Origin of the sequence: Apibacter sp. B2912, from assembly GCF_009827835.1 — a bacterium.
Classification (GTDB): domain Bacteria; phylum Bacteroidota; class Bacteroidia; order Flavobacteriales; family Weeksellaceae; genus Apibacter.
This window is the reverse complement of sequence record NZ_WINV01000001.1, coordinates 624,616-647,089: the sequence shown is the minus strand read 5'-3', so window position 1 is coordinate 647,089 and position 22,474 is coordinate 624,616. Positions and strand designations below refer to the sequence as shown.

At 30.8% G+C, this 22,474-nt stretch carries 18 protein-coding genes; 7 read left to right on the top strand and 11 right to left on the bottom strand.

Going from position 1 to position 22,474, the window contains the following annotated elements; all coding sequences use genetic code 11:
- Positions 1 to 14 precede the first annotated feature (14 nt).
- Positions 15 to 1,451 (top strand): OmpP1/FadL family transporter, encoded by a 1,437-nt coding sequence (locus GFV01_RS02970; protein WP_160564677.1) that lies wholly within the window; start codon positions 15 to 17, stop codon positions 1,449 to 1,451.
- A gap of 45 nt (positions 1,452 to 1,496) precedes the next feature.
- On the opposite strand, the gene mscL is transcribed toward GFV01_RS02970, so the two are convergent.
- On the bottom strand, positions 1,497 to 1,889 hold the full coding sequence (mscL, locus tag GFV01_RS02965; protein WP_160541680.1) for a large-conductance mechanosensitive channel protein MscL: 393 nt from the start codon (positions 1,887 to 1,889) through the stop codon (positions 1,497 to 1,499).
- A 70-nt stretch (positions 1,890 to 1,959) separates the two neighbouring features.
- A complete protein-coding gene (locus GFV01_RS02960; RefSeq protein WP_160564675.1) occupies positions 1,960 to 4,056 on the bottom strand; it encodes a type IA DNA topoisomerase in 2,097 nt (698 codons plus the stop codon).
- Between the two features lie 308 nt (positions 4,057 to 4,364).
- Here GFV01_RS02960 and GFV01_RS02955 point away from each other — a divergent pair, with 308 nt between their 5' ends.
- The 4 genes from GFV01_RS02955 (at position 4,365) to GFV01_RS02940 (ending at position 8,444) form a co-directional block, all read left to right on the top strand.
- On the top strand, positions 4,365 to 5,348 hold the full coding sequence (locus tag GFV01_RS02955) for an ABC transporter ATP-binding protein (RefSeq protein ID WP_160541682.1): 984 nt from the start codon (positions 4,365 to 4,367) through the stop codon (positions 5,346 to 5,348).
- A 252-nt stretch (positions 5,349 to 5,600) separates the two neighbouring features.
- Positions 5,601 to 6,254, top strand: coding sequence for a uroporphyrinogen-III synthase (locus GFV01_RS02950; RefSeq protein ID WP_160541683.1), 654 nt, complete (start codon positions 5,601 to 5,603; stop codon positions 6,252 to 6,254).
- Positions 6,247 to 7,272, top strand: a complete 1,026-nt coding sequence (gene hemE, locus GFV01_RS02945) for a uroporphyrinogen decarboxylase (RefSeq protein WP_160564673.1) — start codon at positions 6,247 to 6,249, stop codon at positions 7,270 to 7,272. The genes GFV01_RS02950 and hemE overlap by 8 nt, the downstream gene beginning before the upstream one ends.
- Positions 7,273 to 7,577: 305 nt before the next feature.
- Positions 7,578 to 8,444: a hypothetical protein gene (locus tag GFV01_RS02940; protein ID WP_160564671.1), complete on the top strand. Its 867-nt coding sequence runs from the start codon at positions 7,578 to 7,580 to the stop codon at positions 8,442 to 8,444.
- A 185-nt stretch (positions 8,445 to 8,629) separates the two neighbouring features.
- Here GFV01_RS02940 and GFV01_RS02935 read toward each other — a convergent pair whose 3' ends face one another.
- The 9 genes from GFV01_RS02935 to GFV01_RS02895 form a co-directional block, all read right to left on the bottom strand.
- Positions 8,630 to 9,409: a type III pantothenate kinase gene (locus tag GFV01_RS02935; RefSeq protein WP_105296798.1), complete on the bottom strand. Its 780-nt coding sequence runs from the start codon at positions 9,407 to 9,409 to the stop codon at positions 8,630 to 8,632.
- A 9-nt stretch (positions 9,410 to 9,418) separates the two neighbouring features.
- Positions 9,419 to 11,263, bottom strand: coding sequence for a M1 family metallopeptidase (locus GFV01_RS02930; protein WP_160564669.1), 1,845 nt, complete (start codon positions 11,261 to 11,263; stop codon positions 9,419 to 9,421).
- Positions 11,264 to 11,663: 400 nt separating this feature from the next.
- Entirely contained in the window at positions 11,664 to 11,999 is a 336-nt protein-coding gene (locus tag GFV01_RS02925; RefSeq protein WP_160556919.1) for a cupin domain-containing protein, read from the bottom strand.
- Between the two features lie 86 nt (positions 12,000 to 12,085).
- Positions 12,086 to 12,655 (bottom strand): Crp/Fnr family transcriptional regulator, encoded by a 570-nt coding sequence (locus tag GFV01_RS02920; protein WP_160556920.1) that lies wholly within the window; start codon positions 12,653 to 12,655, stop codon positions 12,086 to 12,088.
- A gap of 366 nt (positions 12,656 to 13,021) precedes the next feature.
- A complete protein-coding gene (locus GFV01_RS02915; RefSeq protein WP_160556921.1) occupies positions 13,022 to 15,469 on the bottom strand; it encodes a TonB-dependent receptor domain-containing protein in 2,448 nt (815 codons plus the stop codon).
- A gap of 83 nt (positions 15,470 to 15,552) precedes the next feature.
- On the bottom strand, positions 15,553 to 16,230 hold the full coding sequence (locus GFV01_RS02910; RefSeq protein WP_105296795.1) for a LysE family translocator: 678 nt from the start codon (positions 16,228 to 16,230) through the stop codon (positions 15,553 to 15,555).
- A gap of 225 nt (positions 16,231 to 16,455) precedes the next feature.
- Positions 16,456 to 18,861 (bottom strand): penicillin-binding protein 1A, encoded by a 2,406-nt coding sequence (locus tag GFV01_RS02905; protein ID WP_160564668.1) that lies wholly within the window; start codon positions 18,859 to 18,861, stop codon positions 16,456 to 16,458.
- A 21-nt stretch (positions 18,862 to 18,882) separates the two neighbouring features.
- Positions 18,883 to 19,335 carry a gliding motility lipoprotein GldH gene (locus GFV01_RS02900; protein ID WP_160564666.1) on the bottom strand — a complete coding sequence of 151 codons (453 nt, stop codon included), beginning with the start codon at positions 19,333 to 19,335 and terminating at the stop codon, positions 18,883 to 18,885.
- 20 nt (positions 19,336 to 19,355) lie between these two features.
- Positions 19,356 to 20,585 (bottom strand): regulatory iron-sulfur-containing complex subunit RicT, encoded by a 1,230-nt coding sequence (locus tag GFV01_RS02895; protein ID WP_160564665.1) that lies wholly within the window; start codon positions 20,583 to 20,585, stop codon positions 19,356 to 19,358.
- A gap of 168 nt (positions 20,586 to 20,753) precedes the next feature.
- Between GFV01_RS02895 and GFV01_RS02890 the strand changes: the two genes are divergently transcribed.
- Together GFV01_RS02890 and GFV01_RS02885 are read left to right on the top strand one after the other, a co-directional pair.
- Entirely contained in the window at positions 20,754 to 21,368 is a 615-nt protein-coding gene (locus GFV01_RS02890; RefSeq protein ID WP_160564663.1) for a SprT-like domain-containing protein, read from the top strand.
- Entirely contained in the window at positions 21,365 to 22,462 is a 1,098-nt protein-coding gene (locus GFV01_RS02885; RefSeq protein WP_160564661.1) for a mannose-1-phosphate guanylyltransferase, read from the top strand. Before GFV01_RS02890 ends, GFV01_RS02885 begins: the two co-directional genes overlap by 4 nt.
- Positions 22,463 to 22,474 lie beyond the last annotated feature (12 nt).

Here is a 22,474-nt window from a genome sequence, read left to right as displayed (position 1 = left end):
ATATAACTCAAATTATGAACAAGAAATTATTATACGGTTTTATCCTTTCATCCATGGTTTTGATAGGTAAATCACAAACCAATAGATTTTATCCCAATGATGTATCGGATGCTTTTACTATTTTTGGTGATAATTCCAATAATACAACAGGTACTGCCAGATATATAGGTATGGGGGGATCTATGGGAGCTTTAGGAGGTGATCTTAGTGCTGTAGAAACAAACCCTGCCGGTCTAGGTATTTTTAGAAATTCTGTAGCGAATATTTCAATGAGTATCTTATCGAATAAAAATAAAGCTACTATGGGCAACGGAGTAAATTCCAATACCGATACCAATTTTAATGTTCCCGGTGCCGGAGTTGCATTGGCTTTAGGTGATGAAGCAGATATATTTAAAGTAAACGTTGGAGTAAACTTTTCTTATCAAAGAGTAGATAACGACGTAAATTTTTCCAGAAATACCAAATTAAATTATTTATATCCTAATAAAGATAATGTAGATCAACTTTATGAAATGGTCAATTATGATCAGTATACCAATGGATATAAATCAAAAATGAAATTCAGTTTGGCAACCAATTACATGGATAGATTATATTTCGGTATTGGATTAGATTGGCATTATTTAAATATTGATCGCAATTCTGAATATGGTCATAGAAACACAGTAGATGGGGAATATATGAAATTCAATGAGCAATTAACGCCTTATAGTCAAGAAGCCAACGGTTTCGGATTAAATGTGGGGGTAATCGGTAAAATTACACCTGAGATTCGTTTAGGGGCTGCCTATCATTCTCCTATTTGGTGGTCTGATATGGATGATTACCGATGGATATATGGATACGATGATAAAGGACAATTCGTAGAAGATTATGTTTATTATGATCATTATAAAAATGTATCTCCCGGAAAATTGGTATTAAGTGGAGCCTTTGCCTCTAACATCGTTGATGATGATAATTCTTTAGCTTTCAATTTTGATTTTATTAATTACTTTAATAAAGACATGGAATTTAAAGGAGATGTTGACTATAGGTTAAATAATAATTTTGTTAATGACTACGTAAGAAATTCACAAGAATACCGCGCAGGTATTGAGTACAGGTTTAGAGAACTTAAATTACGCGCCGGTTACGCTTATGCTTCTTCTCCTGTAAAAAGTAACTCTATATCAGGAATATGGGATACAAACAGTGATCCTGTATTTGTAAAAAATTACTTGGCAGGTGAAAAAAATAAATTGTCTTTTGGAGCCGGATATGATATTGGTCAATTTTTTGTGGACCTAGGATATCAATATATTAAAACAGATTATCGCACGACCCTTTCCGGTGACTTTTATACGGTAGGTGGATCCAATCTTGCAATAAGTTTAGATAAACCCTATTTAGGAAAAGTTAATAATATCCAAAATAATTTTGTATTAACTTTGGGTATGAGGTTTTAAAAATATATTCACAATAAAAAATCCTAACTTTTGTTAGGATTTTTTTTATTTATTTTTGAGTAAATCTCTGATTTCAGTTAATAATTCTTCTTGAGAAGGCGGTTTAGGTGTGTTATCTTGTTCTTTTTTCTCTTCGTCTTTCTTATTAAGCCTATTGATCACTTTTATCATCATAAATAAACAAAAAGCAATAATTAAAAATGATAGACAAGTGGATAAAAAGTTACCATATTTAATAGCTGTTCCCGGAATGGTTAATTTAGCCAAATCGGTCAAATCAGCCATCTTTAATGCAGGAGTGAGAACAAGAGGGGTGATAATATCTTCAACTAAAGACGTGATAATCTGGTTAAATGCGCCCCCGATAATTACACCGACAGCCATGTCAACCACATTTCCCCTTAGGGCAAATTCTTTAAATTCTTTTATTAAACTCATAAATAATAATTTTAATTATAATTGCAAAAATAAATTAAATTTCAAATTAACATAATATATGCTGATTTGGTTAGGTTTCAAATACTATTCCGAAATTTTCATCAAATAATAAAATACCGTCCCTTTTCTCCTGAGATTCGGGAACTGTAAATCCTTTTATTTTTGTTGTTTTACCTTTACCTATTAGATCTGATATTTGTTTTAAAGTTAATTTTTTGCCGAATATTTCAAAAGGTATAGTAAAACTGCAATTTTTAAAATCAGAACAGCCGTAAGCAGATTTTCCTTTGATCAATTTATGATTTTTACATTTTGGACAAAATAAATCTTCTACAGGTCGTAGGGGTGTGGTTTGCTTTTTAGATTTTTCGTTTATTTCAGTATTTTTTTTCTCTTGTATGGATATTCGTCTGTATTGACTGTTTTTAACTTCTTGGGTTAGGTTGGTTACCATTTCGATAAGTTCCTTTTTAAAAAGATCGGAAGAATATTCTCCTTTTTCAATGAGTCTGAGTTTTTTTTCCCAGAGACCTGTAAGCTCCACGCTTTTTAAAATTTCGCTTTGTATCGTGTCGATCAGATCCATTCCCGTTGAGGTGGCATAAATATTTTTTCTTTTTTTCTCGATATACTTTCTGTGTAGTAAAGTTTCAATAATATTTGCTCTAGTAGAAGGACGTCCAATACCATTATCTTTCATTACTTCCCTCATCTCTTCATCATCTACTTGTTTACCGGCGGTTTCCATACTTCTTAATAAAGTAGCCTCGGTGAAATATTTAGGAGGTGTAGTTTTTCCTTGATGAATGAATGGATCGTGAGGACCGCTTTCTCCAACTTCAAAAACCGGAATTAAATTTTCCTCTTTTTCATTTTTTTTATCTTTTTCATAGATGATTCTCCATCCCGGTTCCAAAATTTGTTTACCGCTTGCTTTAAAGGGTACTTCACCAACTTTTGAAGTTACCAAAGTATTGGAAATTTTACATTCAGGATAAAATACGGCAATAAATCTTCGGGCAACAAGATCATAAATCTTTTTTTCATCAGTCGAAATACCTTCGGGTAAAATATCGGTAGGTATAATAGCATGATGATCCGTAACTTTAGTGTCATCGAAAACAGCTTTCGATTTTGGAATCGGATTTTCTAAAAGAGGAGCAATAAGATTTTCATAATATTTCATGCCGGAAAGAATTCCGTAGATCTTAGGATATAAGTCTTCCGAAAGATAAGTGGTATCAACCCGAGGATAGGTAACGAATTTCTTTTCATAGAGGCTTTGAATGTATTTTAAAGTATTATCAGCAGAATAACCGTACTTTTTGTTTGCCTCTACTTGTAGAGAAGTCAAATCAAATAAACGAGGATTCTTTTCTTTTCCCTCTTTCTTCTCGAAAGAAACTATTTCAAAAGGATATTTCTGTAAATATTCTAATCCTTTTTTAGCTCGGTCTTCGCTCTTCAATCGGTCGATATCAGCAATGAATTCCACATTCTTATATATGGTTTTTAATTCCCAGTATTCCTCAACAACAAAAGAATCAATTTCTTTTTGCCGTTGTACTATCATTGCCAACGTTGGCGTTTGAACTCTACCTATTGATAATAAGGTTTTATTTATGGCAAATTTTTTAGTAAAAAGTCGGGTAGCATTTATTCCCAAAAGCCAATCGCCGATTGCGCGGGCACTTCCGGCAGCATATAAATTTTCATATTGGGAAGATTCTTTAAGGTTTTCAAATCCTTCTTTTATAGACTGTTCTGTAAGAGATGATATCCATAATCGTTTTATAGGAACTTTACATTTTGCTTTAAGCAATACCCACCGTTGGATCAATTCACCTTCCTGTCCGGCATCCCCACAATTGATTACCTCTTCACATTCAGCAACCAGGCTTTCTATTACTTTGAATTGTTTTTCCACCCCTTTGTTGGAAATAAGCTTAATCCCAAAATTAGACGGAATGATAGGAAGGTCTTCCAAATACCAAAACTTCCAGTTCGGGTTATAATCATGAGGCTCTTTTAACGTACACAAATGACCAAAAGTCCAGGTAACTTGATAACCGTTTCCCTGGTAAAATCCGTCTTTTCTCTCTTTTGCCCCTACAATTTGAGCAATATCTTTAGCGACGCTTGGTTTTTCAGCTATACATACAATCATTACTGATGGAAGGATTTTTCCTGCAAAATTGCAATTTTTTAAGTATACTAAGTAATTGATCTTTTAAAAAAGGTCGGATTAGCATTTGAATAATTTATGATTTGAAAACAATATTTGATATTAATTATAAAAATTATATTCAAAATTTTGTCCAAAGAACAGTTAAAACCGCATTAAATTTATAGTAAAATAAATAAAAGTTTAAAAGATGTTTTTAGCATTAATAGTTTAAATTTGTGAAATTATGCTTAATCCAGTATCATTTGTAGCATTGAATCATAATCAGAGAATTTTACAAATAAGTCTATATGTTAGAAGTTAAGAATCTATGTTTTTCATACACTAAAGATAAAAAAATAATTGAATCTCTTTCTTTCTCTTTAAAGCAAGGAAATATGCTGGCACTTGTAGGAGAAAGTGGAAGCGGTAAAAGTACCATTTTAAAGTTAGTTTATGGTTTGTTGGAATGGGAGAGTGGAGAAGTTATTTATAGAGGAAAAAAATTAGCAGGATTTAAAGGAAATTTAGTTCCCGGAGAACCTGAATTTAAATATTTGGAACAAGATTTCGGGCTTATGCCCTATGCAACCGTTGGCGAAAATGTGGGTAAATTTCTCTCTAATATAGATTTGAAAGAAAAGCAAAACAGAATTATGTTTTTGCTCGATTTAGTGGGCATGGCGGATTATGTAGATGAAAAACCTATCTCACTAAGCGGAGGACAGAAACAAAGAGTAGCATTGGCGAAAGCCTTAGCTCAAACTCCTTCAGTATTGTTATTAGACGAACCATTTTCTCAAGTCGATACTTTTAAGAAAAATATACTAAAAAGAGCTGTTTTTGATTTTGCTAAAGAAAATAATATTTCCATTATTTTAGCCACCCATGAAATAGAAGACGCTTTGGCATATGCAGATGAAATGATGATTGTTAAAGAAGGTAAAATTATACGACAAGGCAATCCTCATGATATATATCGAAATCCCGAAAATACCTATGTTGCCAATTTATTTGGTGAAAATACCATTTTAAAAAGATCAGATTTTCCGAACCTGTTTGAAGATTTAGTAGAAGATGAAATTCTAATTTACCCACATCAATTTATAATTTCTCAATCGGGTATTCCTGTAAAAGTAATAAGAAGCTATTTTATGGGCAGTCATTATCTCGTGGAAAGTATTTCAAAATTTAAAAGATTTTGGTTTATTAGTGATGAATCATTACCGATTGGCAAAGGGTGTTTTTTACAATTTTATGAATATCAGAAATTATTGGATAATAAATTTAATTAACTAATAGTTTAAAATCTCATTATAGATTTACCAAATAATCGTTATTGCTTAACCACTTAGTATAGTAGGTTGAATTTCCTATTAATTATACTTTAAAAATAATGATTCTAAATGCAATATTGTTTTAAATACTCAGTAATAAGGATAAAAAAATAATAAAATGTATGAATTTTGTTACAAAACGATGATATTTTTAGTTGTTGATTTTTTAAGTGCATTTAATAACAGTATATTTGTATAAATCAATTTAATATGAAAAGAATATTATTTACTTCTTCTTTCTCAATTCCGGATGATTATGAGCAGGAATATGAAATTGATTATATTCCTTTTATATATGTAGAAATCTATCCTTATTATGAATTTATTAAGCAAATTCCTTTAGATGTTGATTCGTTTATTGTAACCAGTAAAAATTCTGCAAAAGCGATCAAGGATATAGAACTGGAAGGTAAATTTTTTGTAGTAGGAAAAAGTACCGCAAAAGAATTATACGGACAGAACAGAGATATTGCATTTATAACCAATTATGCTGAAGATTTGTTGGAAAGAATGCTGGAAACAGATATAAAAAAATATGTTTTTTTTAAAGGAAATTTGTCGCTCACCATTTTACCGGACGCTTTACGTAAAAATGGAGTGGAAGTTGTTGGAATAGAATGTTATAAAACCCTTTTAACTCCTCATAAAATAGATAAGCAATATGATGCTATTGTTTTTACAAGTCCTTCTGCAGTAAGATCCTTTAGTTCCATGAATGAGATTCCGCAGGAAACTATTATATTTACAAGCGGTAAAACCACCGCTGAAACGGTTAGTACACTGGGAGAATACAAAATATATTATCCAGAAGATACAACAAAGGAATCCTTACTTGAACTAATAAAAAAGAAAATAAATGATTAAAAATACTTTATTTCTGGATGCTTTAAAAGGTAAACATGTCGAACGTCCGCCGGTGTGGATGATGCGTCAAGCTGGTAGATTTTTACCTGAATTTAGAGCTTTACGAGATAAGTATGATTTTTTTACCCGTTGTCAAACTCCTGAATTGGCAGCAGAAATAACTCTAATGCCTGTAAAAAGATTTCCTATAGATGCGGCTATTTTATTTTCAGATATTTTAGTAGTTCCTCAAGCTATGGGATTGAATTTTGAAATGAAGGAATCCGTAGGCCCCTATTTGGAAAATCCTATCACTTCTGAATCTGATATTGATAGATTGCAAAATCCTCCGATTGAAGAAAGTTTAGGATATGTATTGGAAGCTATAACCCTTACTAAAAAACTTCTAGATAATCAAATTCCCTTAATCGGTTTTTCAGGAAGCCCATGGACGATTTTATGCTATGCTGTCGAAGGTAAAGGTTCTAAAACATTTGATAAAGCTAAATCGTTTTGCTTTAAAAATCCAAAACAGGCTCATGTATTACTGCAAAAAATTACAGATTATACCATCCGGTATTTATTAAAAAAAGTTGAATATGGTGTAGATGCCGTACAAATTTTTGATAGTTGGGGAGGCTTGCTTTCTCCTAAAGATTATGATGAATTTTCATGGAACTATATAAATCAGATTATTGAATCTTTAGCGCCCAAAGTTCCGGTTATAGTGTTTGGAAAAGGCTGTTGGTATGCACTACAAACCATGTCCCGATCTAAGGCTTCTGCTTTAGGAGTAGATTGGACGATCACGCCTCAAAAAGCCAGAGAATTTACGGGGGGCGTAATTACATTACAAGGAAATTTTGATCCGGCTAAATTGTTGTCTTCTCCTGAAAAAATATATTCTGAAGCACAACAAATGGTCCGTGATTTTGGTGTTCAACGATATATAGCCAATTTAGGTCATGGAATTTTGCCAAATGTCCCTTTAGAAAATGCTGAGGCATTTATTAGGGCTATTGTGGAATTTAAAGAATAGCAATAAATCGATGAAATCTGTATATTACTTAAATAATAATTAGTTTTTACATAACTTCATAGTTATATCTTTTAGAAAAAATATACCATCATCGAATAAAGATCAGCGGGATTGCATCTATCCTACAACGAAACGTTTTTTTACTTCAAATTGTATAGTTGGTAAATTGTAAATAATTCATACATAGCATTATATGGGCATGATATTTGTAAATTATTTAAATGCCTCTACATCTAAATTATCTGTCTGAGTAGATTTAAAGTTCTCAATTTTTACCCAAAATAACATTTTTTAAATTTAATTTTATGAAGATAATTTTATCAATTTTCGCTTTCGTTGTGCATGCAATTATTCTTTTTGGACAAGTAGGTATAGGTACAGAAACTCCGGACAGCTCTTCCATTTTAGACATAAAATCTTCTAATAAAGGTTTTTTACCTCCTAGAGTAAATATTACTTCTATAAAAGATACCGTTACAATTAAAAAACCTGCAAACGGTTTAATTATTTATGATCCGGATGGATTTACAGAAACAATTAATAATCAAGTTTATACTAGAGAAGCCGGAGTTTATATGTTTAATGGACATGAATGGCAACGCCTTTATTCCAGTAATAACAACAATAGTATTTCGCCTTCAGATGGTAAAAATTTAGTAGGTGTTAAAATAAGCATTAATCAATCGGGGTATGTTCCACTTTCAGGAACTCAATCGTACGGATTATTACTTCAAAATAATTCAGTCGCAGTAAATCCTCAATTTGTAAATGGTACTTGGCCCTCACCATCAAGTTCGCCGATAGATATTCTCAGTCCTAAAAATGGAGATTCAGGAACACTACTTTTTGAAAACAAACTGGCTGATCAAGCCAATTTTTTCCGTATTAATTTTGAATATCAAATTTTAAACAGACAACCGATTACTAATGGTATATTTTATGTCTCAATTGTATCCAATGCTACCGGAGAAACGGTTTATTCAGATGCAATTATTGTTCCCGCAGGAACTAATGTCGGCAGCAGTGTAAAATTTCAAATAGCTTTTCCTACACTTTCCGATTCAAATTCAATTAGTCAAGGATATAAGATTATGTTTCGAGCCGATACAGCTTTACCTATATTACCAAATAATCTTGGGGTTAAAATTATTGATATTTTAAGAATCAATTAATTAATAAAAATAGTAGCTGTAAAAAAGGGGATAACTTCTAATTTTGTTTATGTAAATATTTTTATAAAATGGTACTACAACTATTTTATGTATTGTGTGTATTTTTAGATTTATGATATATCACAAAGTTTAAAATAGAAAAAGGTATGCATTATTATCTATAATTATACATACAAAATGGGTAACTAAAATTTAGAATTTTCATTTTCTAAGGTTTGTTTTAAGTATAGTTCCCGTAAGCCTTTTATGGTATGGAAACGATCATAAATATGAATTTTAGTGGTTAAGGGAGCAAATAGATGGCCGAGTCCTCCGGTAGCTATTACAAAAGTGTCTTCCCCTAATTCTTTATTAATCCGATCAATTAATCCTTCAACCATACTTAAAAAACCAAACACCATTCCACTTTGCATAGATTCTTCCGTGGTTTTACCAAGTACGCTTTTAGGAGTGCGCATTTCAATATCTGAAAGTTGTGCAGTTGCTCCAATTAGAGAATTTAAAGAAGTGATGACACCGGCGGCAATAATTACCCCTTTTATATCTCCGGTTTTATCGACACAAGTTAAAGTTAATGCAGTCCCGAAATCTACGATAATTTTTGTCCCCTTATATTTTTTATAGGCATAATATGCATTGGCATAAAGATCGGTACCCATTTGCGGGGTACTAGACGTTAGCTCTGTAGGGGTATTTCTGGTTACTTGAACCGTTTTTATATTATGAAGACGGGTTAGCGATTTTCTTACAGGATATGTTAAATGGGGTACAACGGAGCCTACTGCTATTTCGGTAATATCATTGGGATTAATCCCATAGTTTTGATAAGTCATTTTAAATTGAGAAAATAGCTCATCTTCACTTTTATAAGGTTTAGTATTCATTACCCATGAATTAATACACTCTTCTTCTTGAAATATTCCAAAACGTATATTGCTATTTCCGATGTTTACTACTAAAAGCATATGTATATTTTATTTAGGATAAATATTGTTTTCTCTATTGATGTCTGCCATTCGATAAGTGGCGTCTATTTCAATAGATTTAATTTTTTCAGGTGATACATTCAGACTAAATTCATATTCCTTTTGTGTCCATTTCCAATAAGGTAGATTTTTTTGATTAACATCAGATTCTTGTTTCTTATAATTATGCATCATATTTAAAGGAATATTATATATTTGTTTTGAACCATCTGAATATGTTACATTAACATCTATCGGCATCGGAAAATAACCCAGATTTTCAAGTGTTACCTTAGTGGTTTTTCCTTCTTTTTCTACGCTTTTAATAGCATAATCAATAGTTCGAGTGGTATAAGTCATATAGTTCCAATACCATTTTAAATCCATGCCTGATATTTTTTGAGCAATATGTATAAAATCTCTGTCGGTAGGATGTTTAAATTTCCATGTTTCAAAGTAATTTTTCATTATTTTGAAAAAAGTTTGTCTACCAACAATATATTCTAATTGCACTAAAAACAACTCGCCTTTAATATAGGCAGCAACACTATAGCCATTATTAGTTAAAAAATGATCGGAAAAAATACCCATTACTTCTTCCTGTCTAGTTTTTATAAATTCTGTGTAAAATTCAACACTGTTATAATGAGGGTTTGGATAATTTTTTACATAGTCAGGAAATATTTTAGCCATCATTAAATGTTCTGCATACGAAGTAAATCCTTCATCCATCCAAGCTCTCATACTTTCATTGGAAGCAAGTATATGCTGAAACCAAGAATGAGAGGCTTCATGAAACATCAAATCGGCAAGTCCTTCCAAAGATTTTGCATTTCCCATGATCATAGTACACATCCCATATTCCATGCCACCGTCTCCTCCTTGAATAAAAGAATAGGTTGGATAGGGATAGGCTCCAAAGTTTTCTTTCATAAGAGAAAAGTATTTCTTGATATAAGGTTTAGATTCTTCCCAATAATTGGTTTGCTCAGACTTCTGATAAATCAAATAAACCAAAGGTCCGTTTTTTATGGAGATTGAATCAACTGTATAATCAGGATCGGCAGCCCAGGCAAAATCATGAATATTTTCTGCTTTAAAATGCCAGAATGTTTTATTTTTTTTAACAACCGGTTGAGCATCTGCAAGATATCCTTTAACGTCTTTGGGGTTTTGGAGAACTCCACCGGCTCCAATAATATAATTTTTATCAATTGCTATCGTTACATCATAATTTCCAAAAACTCCTTGAAATTCTCTTGCGATATAATCAAAGGTATGCCATCCTTCATAATCGTATTCTACTACTTTCGGGTACCATTGGGTCATGGTTAAATCAATGCCTTCGGAATTATTTCTTCCGGCTCTTCGAATAACCGGAGGAATCTGTGAGGTCCATTCCATTTCAAAATGAGTGGTGGTATGGGGTAATATAGGTTTTGCCAATTGAACTTTTAAAATAGTTTCTTCAACAGTAAACGTAACCGGTATACCTTCTTGTTTTAAGGATTTAATTTTTTGATACCCTATTTCATTAGATTTCAACGATGAGATTCGTGATTTCCCTTCACCGGTAATCATTCGTTTGTCAGCAGTCTTATTTAGTTCCTGTAATTTCTGATCCATCATTGAATTTGGTTGAAATGCATTCCAATATAAGTGGAAATAGAAAACAGAAAGTGTGTCTTGGGAATTGTTTGTATAAGTAATTTGTTGATGACCCTTATATTGGTAATTTTTAACATCAACATCAATATTCATTTTATAATCTGCCTGTTGTTGATAGTATTTATTTATTTGTGAATTAGATAGTAATCCTAAGGTTAGGAAACAAATAAAAAATATTTTTTTCATTAAAATTGATTTAACGCAAGTTAAAGATTAATTTTATTAAATAAGCAATAAATTACATTTCAATAATTTTTTAACTTTTGCAGGAATATCCTATCATTTGTGCGTATATTTAAGTTAATGAAATGTTTTATAGTAAGAAAATTATATCCTTAAAAGGAATGTTACTAGTAACGATAAAATAACAAGATATAGTATAAATATTTAAAAATCCCCAAATCATATAATTTGAGGAAAATATAAAGTATTGTTTTAATGCAACTAATTAGAGAATAATAATTTTTCCAAATGTTGAATTTTAAAACTTAATAATTATCATGATAGGAAAGAAGTGATTTTTATGTGTTTTTTTTCTTGTATTTATGATAATTTATACATGTTTATTAAACATTGTCTACTATTTTTATAATATAGTTATTAGATCTTCATTATCTTCCAGTAAATAATATGCTAAAAAAATAAGATTTTCTGAATCAGAAGCATTGTCAAAATGTTTAATAGGTTGATTTTTAGGTTCGTAAAACACATTTCCGGATTTAATGATTTCCGGTTCATGTCCTTCAATTTGGAATAACAAGGTTCCGGATAATACATGTCCGATAACCGGACAGGGATGAAGGTGATAATCTGCTTTTCCTTTTGGAGGGATGATGACTTCCTTCATTTCAATTCTTGAAACGGTTTGGTTCTTTAATACAACAGTCTTTAGATCTTTTCTTGTAACATTACTTTTTAACATGATTATATATTTAAATAAAAAGCACTAAGTAATTATGTGCTTATTAAATTAATTTGATCCAAAGGTAGTTGTATATAATTATTTTTTCATTGACTTATGTTAAGAGATTTTAAACGGCTTAATGATTCGGGTTCAATTCCTATATAAGAAGCAATATGATATTGTGGTACCAATTGTTCCACATTTGGATATGTTTGTAGCAATAATTTATATCTTTCATAAGCAGTATTCATTAAAAGAGAAATATCTTTTTGGCATTTTTTAACGAATAAAATATCTGATATGTATTTTGCAACTTTAAACCATGCTTTTGATTCATTGAGAAGCAAATCATAATTAGTTTGAGAAAGACATAAAATAGTTGAATTTTCCAATGCTTGTATACTGCCAATGCTTGGTTGTCTTGTTAAGAAACTTCTGTATGAAGTTACTATTGATTCTGGGAAATAGAAGTCAATATTAAATTCTTTTCCATCTTTATCTAAATAAGATCTTAGAACTCCGGTTTTCACAAAACCAATAAAAGAACAAATTTCTCCTTCTTCTATTAGAAAATCTTTTTTAAACAATGTTTTTACTTCCAGCAATTCCGATAATCTGGTATAATATTGAGTTGCTAATTCTAATTTAGCACAAATTAAATCCTTTAAAAACATATGTTGTATTTTTATGTAAATATACCTAAGTAATAAGTAAATTTAGAGCAAAAGGAGTTTATTAAGTAACTTTCGAATATCAATCATTCCATTGTACAGATTTGATATTAGAATATACTGTTTAAGTGATATTGCACCTTTACATCGTTTTTATAATGAATTTATAAGTAGGAAACAGATTTATATTACATAAATATCGGCGATTCCTTCGAGTAATTAAAAGTTCAGAACTTTTTAGTTTATAAATAACCATTACTGAAAACGCATATAATGCATTACAAAAGTTAAAGGGCTACTAATAGTTTTTATGAAGTTATGAAATCACCCCATGCGATTTTTGTGATGTAAATACTTAAAAAATAAGGATTACATGTTTATATCGTCAAAATCGGAATTAGTATCAGTATTATTTTGTTGGCGATTCTTTTTATTATTACTCCTTTTATCATTACTATTATTGAATCTAAAAGTAAAAGATAGGGTAAATTGTCTTGGACGCCATTGCATTTCCGAGTATCTGTAAAAATCGTCTCCGTATGTTTTAAATTTCCTTTTTTTAGAATCAAAAACATCCTGAATATTGAAAAGGAATGTCCCTTGACCTTTTAATATATCTTTGCTGATTCCTAAATCCATTCCGTACATTTCTTTACTTTTATTTTGTCCATTTTTAAAAGGTGCCATATAATTTCCTTGTAATTGAAAATTAAAATTTTCCGGGAGTTTTACTGTCATACTCATACGAGTTCTCCATGTAAACCCTTTTTTATCTAAATTCTCGGTAACTAAGGTGGTACTTCCGGTTATAGTATTAATTTTTTCATACGAATAATTCCCATAGCTTTCGTATTGAAATAAATTTACATCTCCAAAAATTTTCCACCATTTATAAGGATTTACAGAATAAGACAATTCTCCACCGTATCTATTTTCATGTCCTAAATTGGTAGGCATGGTATTTAAATTTCCTAAAGGGTCTGATGTAGTTATGAATTGTAAAGGATCTTGAGTTCTTTGATAATATAAAGAAGGAGTAATTCCCCAATTACTTTGTTGAAGGTTGTATCCCAATTCAAAAGAATTGATGTAAGACGGGTCTAAGTCCGGATTTCCTTGACGAGTATTCCTGTCATCAGAAATGTTTTTATAGGGGATAAGCATTCTGCTGTCCGGACGAAATATCCTTCGGCTGTAACTGATTTGCAATTGGCTTTTTTCCGTTAGATCATAATTTAGGTGCAGAGTAGGGAATAAGTCCGTATAATTTTTAGTAATGGTTGAATTAGCTTGACGAGAAACAACCTTGATAATTGACGTTTCTTCTCTTAATCCTGCTAAAAATGAAAATCCCCCCCATTTATTTCCATATTGTAAATAAGAAGATAAAATGTTTTCTTGATAAACCGTATTGTCTGTTTGATCAGGATTCACTACCCACGAATTATTTATAAATTCATTTAAAGAAAAATCTGATTTAATTTTAGAATAATCAGCTCTCATTCCGGCTTCTAATTGAGAACCTTCTTTAAAAGGCAATACATAATCAGATTTCAACATTATTTTGGTTTGCGTATTATCATTGGTATTTAAACCGGGAATTCGGTCAAAAATTTTAGAATCGGAATCTTTTAGATTATAAGAATAGTATCCGTCAACGGTTAGTATATTTCCTTTTTTAAAAAAATTATGCGTAAAATTTAGGTTTCCGTCGATTCCGTAATTATTTCTGTTTTCTCGTTCTTTTCTTTCTGTAAGGCTTTGTATAAGTGAGGGATATAATGTAGTATTATAATGGGTGGTACTTAAATAATTGCTGGTATTATAATTATATCCTATAGATGTAGATAATGAGTTTTGTTCGTCAAAAGTAAAATTAAATCCCGTACTTGCATTTAGGGAAGTTCTTTCTCTATTCCTTTTAGAATCTTGTAGGGAATTTTCATCCATAAGGTGGTTCATATCATAACCAATGTAATTTTTTTTCTCTTTACCTTTATTTTTACCATACCTAAAACCGATATTAGTAAACCAGTTCCATTTTTTTTTGCCATATCCTAAATTAATGGATGTACCGTACGATTGTGGAGATCCTCCGGACATTTGAATACTTCCGGTAACACCTTTTTTTCTATTTTTTTTGGTAATTATGTTTATAATACCGGCAGTTCCTGAAGATTCATAACGAGCAGAAGCATTGGTTACTACTTCGATTTTTTCAACCATATCAGCCGGTATGGATTTTAAAGCTTCGGCAGTATCATTAATTCCCAACATAGCAGAAGGCTTACCGTCAACTAAAATTTTAACATTGTCATTACCTCGTAAACTAACCGTTCCATCTACATCTACAGTCACCGATGGAACATTTTGCATAACATCTGAAAGAGTTCCTGACTTGGCAGTTAAATCTTGAGATACGTCATATATTTTTTTATCCAACTCAATTTTATATAAGGGCTTTTTTCCTTCTACAACAATTCCCTCCAATTCTTTAGCCGTTTGTTCAATCTTTATATTTCCTAAGGAAGTTGATTGAAGAAGCGATTTTTGATCGACATATGAATCAAATCCCGCCTGATCTATCACCAATTCATATTCTCCCGGTGTTACTTTAACAGAAAATTTACCTTTTTCGTCAGCCAATCCTCCAAATACTTTAGAAGTATCTTCTAAATTGGTTAAAGTAATGCTGCTGTAGGGTACGGGACGGTTATTATCTGTAATTATGGTTCCTGTTATAACAATGTTTTGTGAAAATATAAAGGTATATAGTACTAAACAAAATGTTGATAGTATGGATTTACTTGAAGTCATTTATTAATTTTATTTTCAGTATAGACAAAGCTAAAACTGAAAGGTTACATCGTAAAGTAAATAAGAAGAGTTATTTTTTAGTGTTACTTTTTCTTTCGGAAGTTATTATTTTCGATTAATTCAAAAGGATTTTCTGTTTTAGTTTTTATAAAGCTTTTACCAAAGATAATAATGCCAAATACGATAAGGGCAATACCTACAATTTTTTTTATTTTGTAGGCAAGTTGATCGGTCAGCTGATGCTTAAACTTAGAAGCTAAAAATATTTTTAACATATCAACAGACACCATAGTAATTAATAAAATGGTTATGTATAAATAAAAATCGGAAGGTTTTGAATATTGTGCGGATATTAATACAACTGTTGTCAGCCAAAATACGATAACACCAATATTCACCAAATTAAGTAAAAAACCATTCATATAGGTTTTAAAATAATTGGTAGTCGCAATATTAGCATCTGTTTTAATATGCAAATTACCTTTTGAAAGAATATTGTATAATCCGTAAATAAAAATTACAAAACCGGCAATCATATATACCGACGGATGAGTGTCTATAAACTTTAGTAAACCTTTACTACCTGTATGCGAAACATAAATGCAAAGTATATCTGCAGAGATTACACCAGCTTCAAGAGCTATGGAAGGTTTTATACCTTTAGTAAGACTGGTTTCAATCAGAAGAAAAAATACGGGACCTATTAAAACAAGACTGAGAATAAGCCCAAGTAAAATTGCAGATGTGATCAGAGAAATCATTAAATTATTATAATAATTTGCAAGGTACGTAATTTTGTGTTAACATAATGTGACAGATATTAGTTAGATGAGATTATTTTATGGATTGTTTATCATGTTTATTTGAGTGTAATCTCTAATTTTTATCTCAATTACGAAAAAAATAAAAAAAATGCTCTTTATAATAATAAAGTTTATCTACTTATTTTTAATGTAAAATAAAGAGTGAATTAACTTTTTTATTATTTATTTATCAAAATTCACCGTATCTTTTTTTCTGTTATCTCGATTTATATTTTCCGTTTTATTAGAACCATGGTTTTCGTTCGATGAATTATAATACACTCCATTCTCATCTGAAGAATAACTTCCGTCGTAAGCACCGTAAGAAGCCAAATCATCACAACTAAAATTGTCATTCATAGTTTCCGGTCTGGCAAATTTATCTTTTTGGGTTATTTCCAATTTAGGATCAGCATATATTTTTTGCATAAAATAGGCCCAAATAGGTAAAGCCATACTTGCTCCTTGACCAATGGAAGTTGATTCAAAATGCGCATATCTGTCTTCCCATCCAACCCATATGCCGGTAGCCAATTTAGGAGCAATTCCTATAAACCATCCGTCGGCATTTTTATTGGTCGTTCCTGTTTTACCTGCAATTTCAGCATCAATGCCCATACTCCTGACTCTTCGGCCTGTACCTTGGTCAATTACCCCTTTCATTAATTCAATCATAGTGTAAGCGTATATTTCATTCATAACTTCTCTTACCTGTGGTTGATATTCCTTGATTACTTTATTGTTGCTGTCTTCAATACGCCAAACCATCTCAGGTTTAGTGTAATTTCCAAAATTTGCAAAAGTGCTATAGGCTCCAACCATTTCATAAATGGTTAAGTCTGCAGATCCTAAGGCAATAGTATTGTTTCTGGGAATAGGACTTTCAACTCCTAAATCTCTGGCCATTTTTATAACTGCATCATATCCGGTAGCATCAATTAACCTTGCCGTTACCGCATTTTTGGAATAGGCAAGTGCTGTTTTTAAAGGCATAGAAGCGCCGTTTCCGGCAACTGTCCATTTACCTTTGGTATAAGTTGCATTTGAAACTTGTGTACAAGGGGTGTAATTAAGGTTTTTAATGGCTGTGGCATATACAAAAGGTTTGAATGTAGAACCTACCTGTCTACGTGCTTGTTTAACATGGTCGTATTGAAAATGTTTCCAATTGATTCCTCCTACCCATGCCTTTATATTTCCCGAATGAGGCTCCATTGCCATTAGTCCGGCTTGAATAATATGTTTATGATATCTTATAGAATCCCAAGGAGATAGTAAAGTATCTTTATCGCCTTTCCATGTGAAGATTTGTAAGTTGATTGGTTTTTTGAATTCCGCAACAATTTCCTCATCAGATAATCCCTTATTTTTCAGGTTTTTATACCTTCCGGTTCTTTTCATGGCATCTGTCATGAGTTTATTGTATAAAAAATCAATTTTGGGATCTCCCGGATAAGTGTAAAAAGGAGCATATTTCCTTTGTTTTTGCTCTCTGAAAAAAGATTTTTGAAGATTTTTTAAATGCTTTTCAATTGCTTCTTCAGCATATTTTTGCATTCTTGAATCTAGAGTTACATATATTTTTAGTCCGTCTTTATAAAGATTATATTTTTTTCCTGTTTGGTTTTCATAATCATTTAAAACGGCATTTACTTCCTTTTTTAACGCATGTTTAAAATAAGCGGAATATCCTTCGCCAATTTCTTTTACCGGTCTGTAGTTAAGCTCAATAGGGGTTTCTTTAATCGAATTGAATTCTGCTTCAGTAATGTAACCTTGGTCCTTCATCAAGCCCAAGACAACATTTCTTCTTTTTTTAGCATTTTCAGGATTAATTTTAGGATTGTTTACCACCGGATTTTCTAACATAGCAACCAATGTGGCACTTTGTGATAGATCCAAATCTTTAACATTTTTATTAAAATATACCTTGGATGCGGTTGCAATACCATTAGCATTAAATAAAAAATCGAATTTATTTAAATAAAGAGTTAAGATTTCATCTTTAGTATATAATTTTTCGAGTTGAACCGCGATTATAATTTCCTTTATTTTTTGGAAAGCTCGTTGAAATTTATTTTGCGATACCCCTTTGTAAGAAAAGTTACCCTCGTCATCATCTTTTTGCGTAAAAAGAAGTTTAGCTAACTGTTGGGTAATAGTACTACCCCCCCCTCTTTTTCCACCATAAAAAACAGCCCTGAATAAAGCTTTTTTATCAACCCCTGAATGGTAAGGAAAACGTTCGTCTTCTTTAGACATTAAAGCATAAATAAGGTATGGGGGTAAATCTTGATATTCTACCGGGATTCTTTTTTCTTTTTCAAACTTTTGAATTACAACACCATCTGCAGATATAATTTCAGAGGCAACAAATATATCCGGATTTTCCAAATCTCTAACATTGGGCATTTCTCCAAAGAAGCCATAAATCGTTAATAAGAAAAGTAAAGCAAATGATAAAATTCCGGCAAAAAATAATCCCCAAAACCATATAAAAAAATTTCTTATAAATTTTTTAGTGGAATTAGTTTTATTTATTTTATTAATAGTATTGGTCTTATTCTTATTTTTATTTGTTAATGCCATAATATATATTCTATGGTAAGTTTATTCAATAGTTACTCCAAAGTCTACAATGCCTTTTAAAGTGTCTTTCCTCATTCCTTGAACAACGGAAAGAGTATAGTCCCCGTTTTTAGTAAATGAGAAATCTTTTTTATATTGAAAATAAATTTCTTTAATGGATCCCATGCCCGAACCAAGCCATTTTCCTGTTTTATCAGCTAATATATAATTTAAGGTATCGGTACTAATAACTTTTTTTCCTTCTTTTAATTTAATAAATAAATAGAGATTACTAAACTGATAATCCTCATTATTTCTTACTATAAAGTTTATATTTTTTTTGTCGGAAGCATTTTTAATGGTAAAATTAAAATTTAAAGTATCTTTTTTACTCCAAGAATTATTGATGCTTTTCATTTGTGAGTATTCATACTTATGATTACAATTTATGAAAAGAAGCGTTGAGCAAAGAGATATAAAAAGAAATTTTTTCATTTAAAATTGTTCTAAAAAAATTATTTAGGTTTTTTAGGGGTTCTTTTTTTGGGTTGATTAGAATTTGATTGAACGTTAGTATTAGCTTTAGCTTTTGGTTTAGGCTTTTCAGTTGTATTTTTTGAATTGGTTCGCTGTTGATTTTTATTTTTGGATTTCCGTTTAGTATTTGATTTCGATTTTTTTTCAAATCGATTCAAATTATTTTCTTCAATTAAATCAACTTTTAAATCTTCTTTTTCCTGAAGTTCATCTAATGGTTTAATAGTTACACCTTTTTTATTAAGTTCAACTAATTTTTTAACCTCATAAATATTTACAGGATACCAAGAAATAGAATTATCTGTATAAGTAAACCACATTTGATTTCTAAATACATCCACTTTAATGCAATATGCTTTACCCTTTTCAGTTTCTAATACAGTTTGGTTGGAAGGAAAATCAGCTAAGGCATCCACATAGGTGTCTAACTCAAAATTAAGACAACATTTCAATTTACCACATTGTCCGGCTAATTTTTGCGGATTGATGGATAATTGTTGATATCTTGCCGCCGCAGTGTTAACAGATCTGAAATCTGTCAGCCAAGTAGAGCAACATAACTCTCGCCCACAGGATCCAATTCCTCCCACTTTGGCACTTTCCTGCCTGTAACCAATTTGCCGCATATCAATTTTTGAGCGAAAGGACATAGCATATTCCTTTATCAACTGTCTAAAATCTACTCTGCCTTCTGCCGTATAATATAAGGTAACTTTTGACCCATCCCCTTGGAATTCTACATCACAAATTTTCATTTGAAGTCCCAAACTCCTGGCAATTTGTCTCGCATCAAGCATAACCGAGTGCTCTTTGTTTTTATAGTTTTGCCAAATTTCAATATCTTTTTGAGATGCTTTCCTATAAACTTTAAACAGTTCATCAATTTTAGCCTTTTTTTTCCTCATTTGGATTTTGACTAATTCTCCGGTTAAAGATACAATCCCTACATCATGTCCTGAATTAGCTTCCACAGCAACTATGTCGCCAATTGATAGAGGTAAATGAGAATCATTTAGGTAAAAATCTTTTCTATCGTCTTTAAATCGTACTTCAATATATTGGGGTTGATTTTTTTGAGTAGGGGGGTGTATGTCGGATAACCAATTGAATACAGAAAGTTTACTGTTGCAATTTCCAGTTCCACAAGCTCCATTATTTTTACATCCTTTAGGTAGTTCTCCCGAACTACAAGAACTGCATGTTTCCATATTTTGATATTAATCTAATTCACAAAGATAGATATTTTTAAAGTTATAAGTTTTAAAAATATTTTTTACAATTACCTTTCTTGAGAAAGGTATATAGTCGTTATATTCCATTATTTAATATAAAAGGCTTACTTTTGAAGAAAATTTAAAGAAATATTTAAAAATATAGTGGAAACTTCTAAAAAAGTAGATTATTCAAAATTAAATCCTCATATCCCTAAGGAAGCAATAGCTTATATTGAAAAATGGCTGGAACCATATTGGTTTCATTTGGTTATAAAAAAACCACGATCAACTAAATTAGGAGATTATAGAGTTCCACAAGAAGGTAATCCTCATATAATAACAGTAAATTCGGGTATGTTAAAATCATTATGTTTTTTAACTTTAACCCATGAAATAGCGCATTTAAGAGCTTTTGATTTGTATTCTAGAAGAATTCAACCTCATGGTAAAGAATGGAAAAAAACATTTTCTGAAATGATTTCTGAAAGTATTGATGTATATGAAGAAGAATTAAAAGTGATATTGAAAGTTTTTATGCAGAATCCCAAAGCAAGTTTTTATGCAGATAAAAAATTATCTGAATATTTTATAAGAAAGCAAGATCCGAATGCATTGTTATTGAAAGATTTACATGTAAATGCTTTATTTAAAATTAATAATAAATTTTTTTATAAATTAAAGAAATCAAAAACTCGCTATATTTGCATTGAAAAAAATACAGGTAAAAGATATTTGATTGCGGAGAATGCTCCGGTTACTGAAATAAATGTTTTATGACAAAGAATAAGAATTATTATTGTGTAATTATGGCCGGAGGTATAGGTAGTCGTTTTTGGCCAATAAGTACAACAAAATTCCCTAAGCAGTTTCACGATATTTTAGGTACAGGGAAAACATTAATTCAGCAAACATTTGAAAGATTAAGTAAAATTATATTAAAAGAAAATATTTTTGTTATTACTAACCAAGAATACGTTGATCTTACATTAAGTCAATTACCCGATATTTCAAAAAGCCAAATTATCGGTGAACCCAAAATGATGAATACAGCTGCCTGTAATATTTATATGGCAGAAAAAATCCATAATTTAAATCCGGATGCAAGTATTATAGTTGCTCCTTCAGATCACTTAATTATCAATGAGAATCAATTTATTACTAATGTATTAAACGCTTTAAAACATGCCAGTCATGAAAATATATTGGTAACTTTGGGGATTGCCCCTACAAGACCTGACACCGGATATGGATATATTGAGTACATTAAGGAAGGCAAAGAGGGACTTTACCAAGTGAAATCCTTTAAAGAAAAACCGAATCTTGAAACGGCTAAAGAGTTCTTAAAAAGTAAGAATTTTTTATGGAATTCAGGCATTTTTATCTGGTCAAGCCGAAGTATTTTAAGTTCTTATCAAAAATATCTTCCGGATATGTATCGATCTTTTGAATCTATAATCCCTGAATATAATACAGATAAAGAACCGGAGGCTGTAGAAAAAATTTATTCTAAAATTGAAAAAATTTCAATTGATTATGGCATTTTAGAGAAATCTGATAATGTTTGGGTAATTCCTTCTACTTTTGGATGGAGTGATTTAGGTACATGGAGTGCATTATATGAAAACTTTAATAAAAATGAGGAAGGGAATGCAGTACATGGCAACAATATTTATACATATGATACCAGTAATACCATTATAAAAACAGACCTCTCGAATAAAATATATATTATTGATGGACTAACAGATTTTATAATAGTGGATACTTCAGAAGCACTATTAGTATGTCCCCGAAATAATGACCAAAAAATTAAGGATTATTTAGAAAATATTAAAAAATTGGAAGAAAGTAAGAAATCTTCAAAAGAATAATATTTCTTTGTT

Bases quoted from the DNA above. Each gene is read 5' to 3' on its own strand.
- GFV01_RS02940 (WP_160564671.1), top strand. From the start codon at position 7,578: ATGAAGATAATTTTATCAATTTTCGCTTTCGTTGTGCATGCAATTATT.
- GFV01_RS02895 (WP_160564665.1), bottom strand. From the start codon at position 20,585: ATGGAAACATGCAGTTCTTGTAGTTCGGGAGAACTACCTAAAGGATGT.
- GFV01_RS02970 (WP_160564677.1), top strand. From the start codon at position 15: ATGAACAAGAAATTATTATACGGTTTTATCCTTTCATCCATGGTTTTG.
- GFV01_RS02900 (WP_160564666.1), bottom strand. From the start codon at position 19,335: ATGAAAAAATTTCTTTTTATATCTCTTTGCTCAACGCTTCTTTTCATA.
- GFV01_RS02950 (WP_160541683.1), top strand. From the start codon at position 5,601: ATGAAAAGAATATTATTTACTTCTTCTTTCTCAATTCCGGATGATTAT.
- GFV01_RS02915 (WP_160556921.1), bottom strand. From the start codon at position 15,469: ATGACTTCAAGTAAATCCATACTATCAACATTTTGTTTAGTACTATAT.
- hemE (WP_160564673.1), top strand. From the start codon at position 6,247: ATGATTAAAAATACTTTATTTCTGGATGCTTTAAAAGGTAAACATGTC.
- GFV01_RS02960 (WP_160564675.1), bottom strand. From the start codon at position 4,056: ATGATTGTATGTATAGCTGAAAAACCAAGCGTCGCTAAAGATATTGCT.
- GFV01_RS02920 (WP_160556920.1), bottom strand. From the start codon at position 12,655: ATGTTTTTAAAGGATTTAATTTGTGCTAAATTAGAATTAGCAACTCAA.
- GFV01_RS02930 (WP_160564669.1), bottom strand. From the start codon at position 11,263: ATGAAAAAAATATTTTTTATTTGTTTCCTAACCTTAGGATTACTATCT.
- GFV01_RS02905 (WP_160564668.1), bottom strand. From the start codon at position 18,861: ATGGCATTAACAAATAAAAATAAGAATAAGACCAATACTATTAATAAA.
- GFV01_RS02885 (WP_160564661.1), top strand. From the start codon at position 21,365: ATGACAAAGAATAAGAATTATTATTGTGTAATTATGGCCGGAGGTATA.
- GFV01_RS02925 (WP_160556919.1), bottom strand. From the start codon at position 11,999: ATGTTAAAAAGTAATGTTACAAGAAAAGATCTAAAGACTGTTGTATTA.
- GFV01_RS02910 (WP_105296795.1), bottom strand. From the start codon at position 16,230: ATGATTTCTCTGATCACATCTGCAATTTTACTTGGGCTTATTCTCAGT.
- GFV01_RS02935 (WP_105296798.1), bottom strand. From the start codon at position 9,409: ATGCTTTTAGTAGTAAACATCGGAAATAGCAATATACGTTTTGGAATA.
- mscL (WP_160541680.1), bottom strand. From the start codon at position 1,889: ATGAGTTTAATAAAAGAATTTAAAGAATTTGCCCTAAGGGGAAATGTG.
- GFV01_RS02955 (WP_160541682.1), top strand. From the start codon at position 4,365: ATGTTAGAAGTTAAGAATCTATGTTTTTCATACACTAAAGATAAAAAA.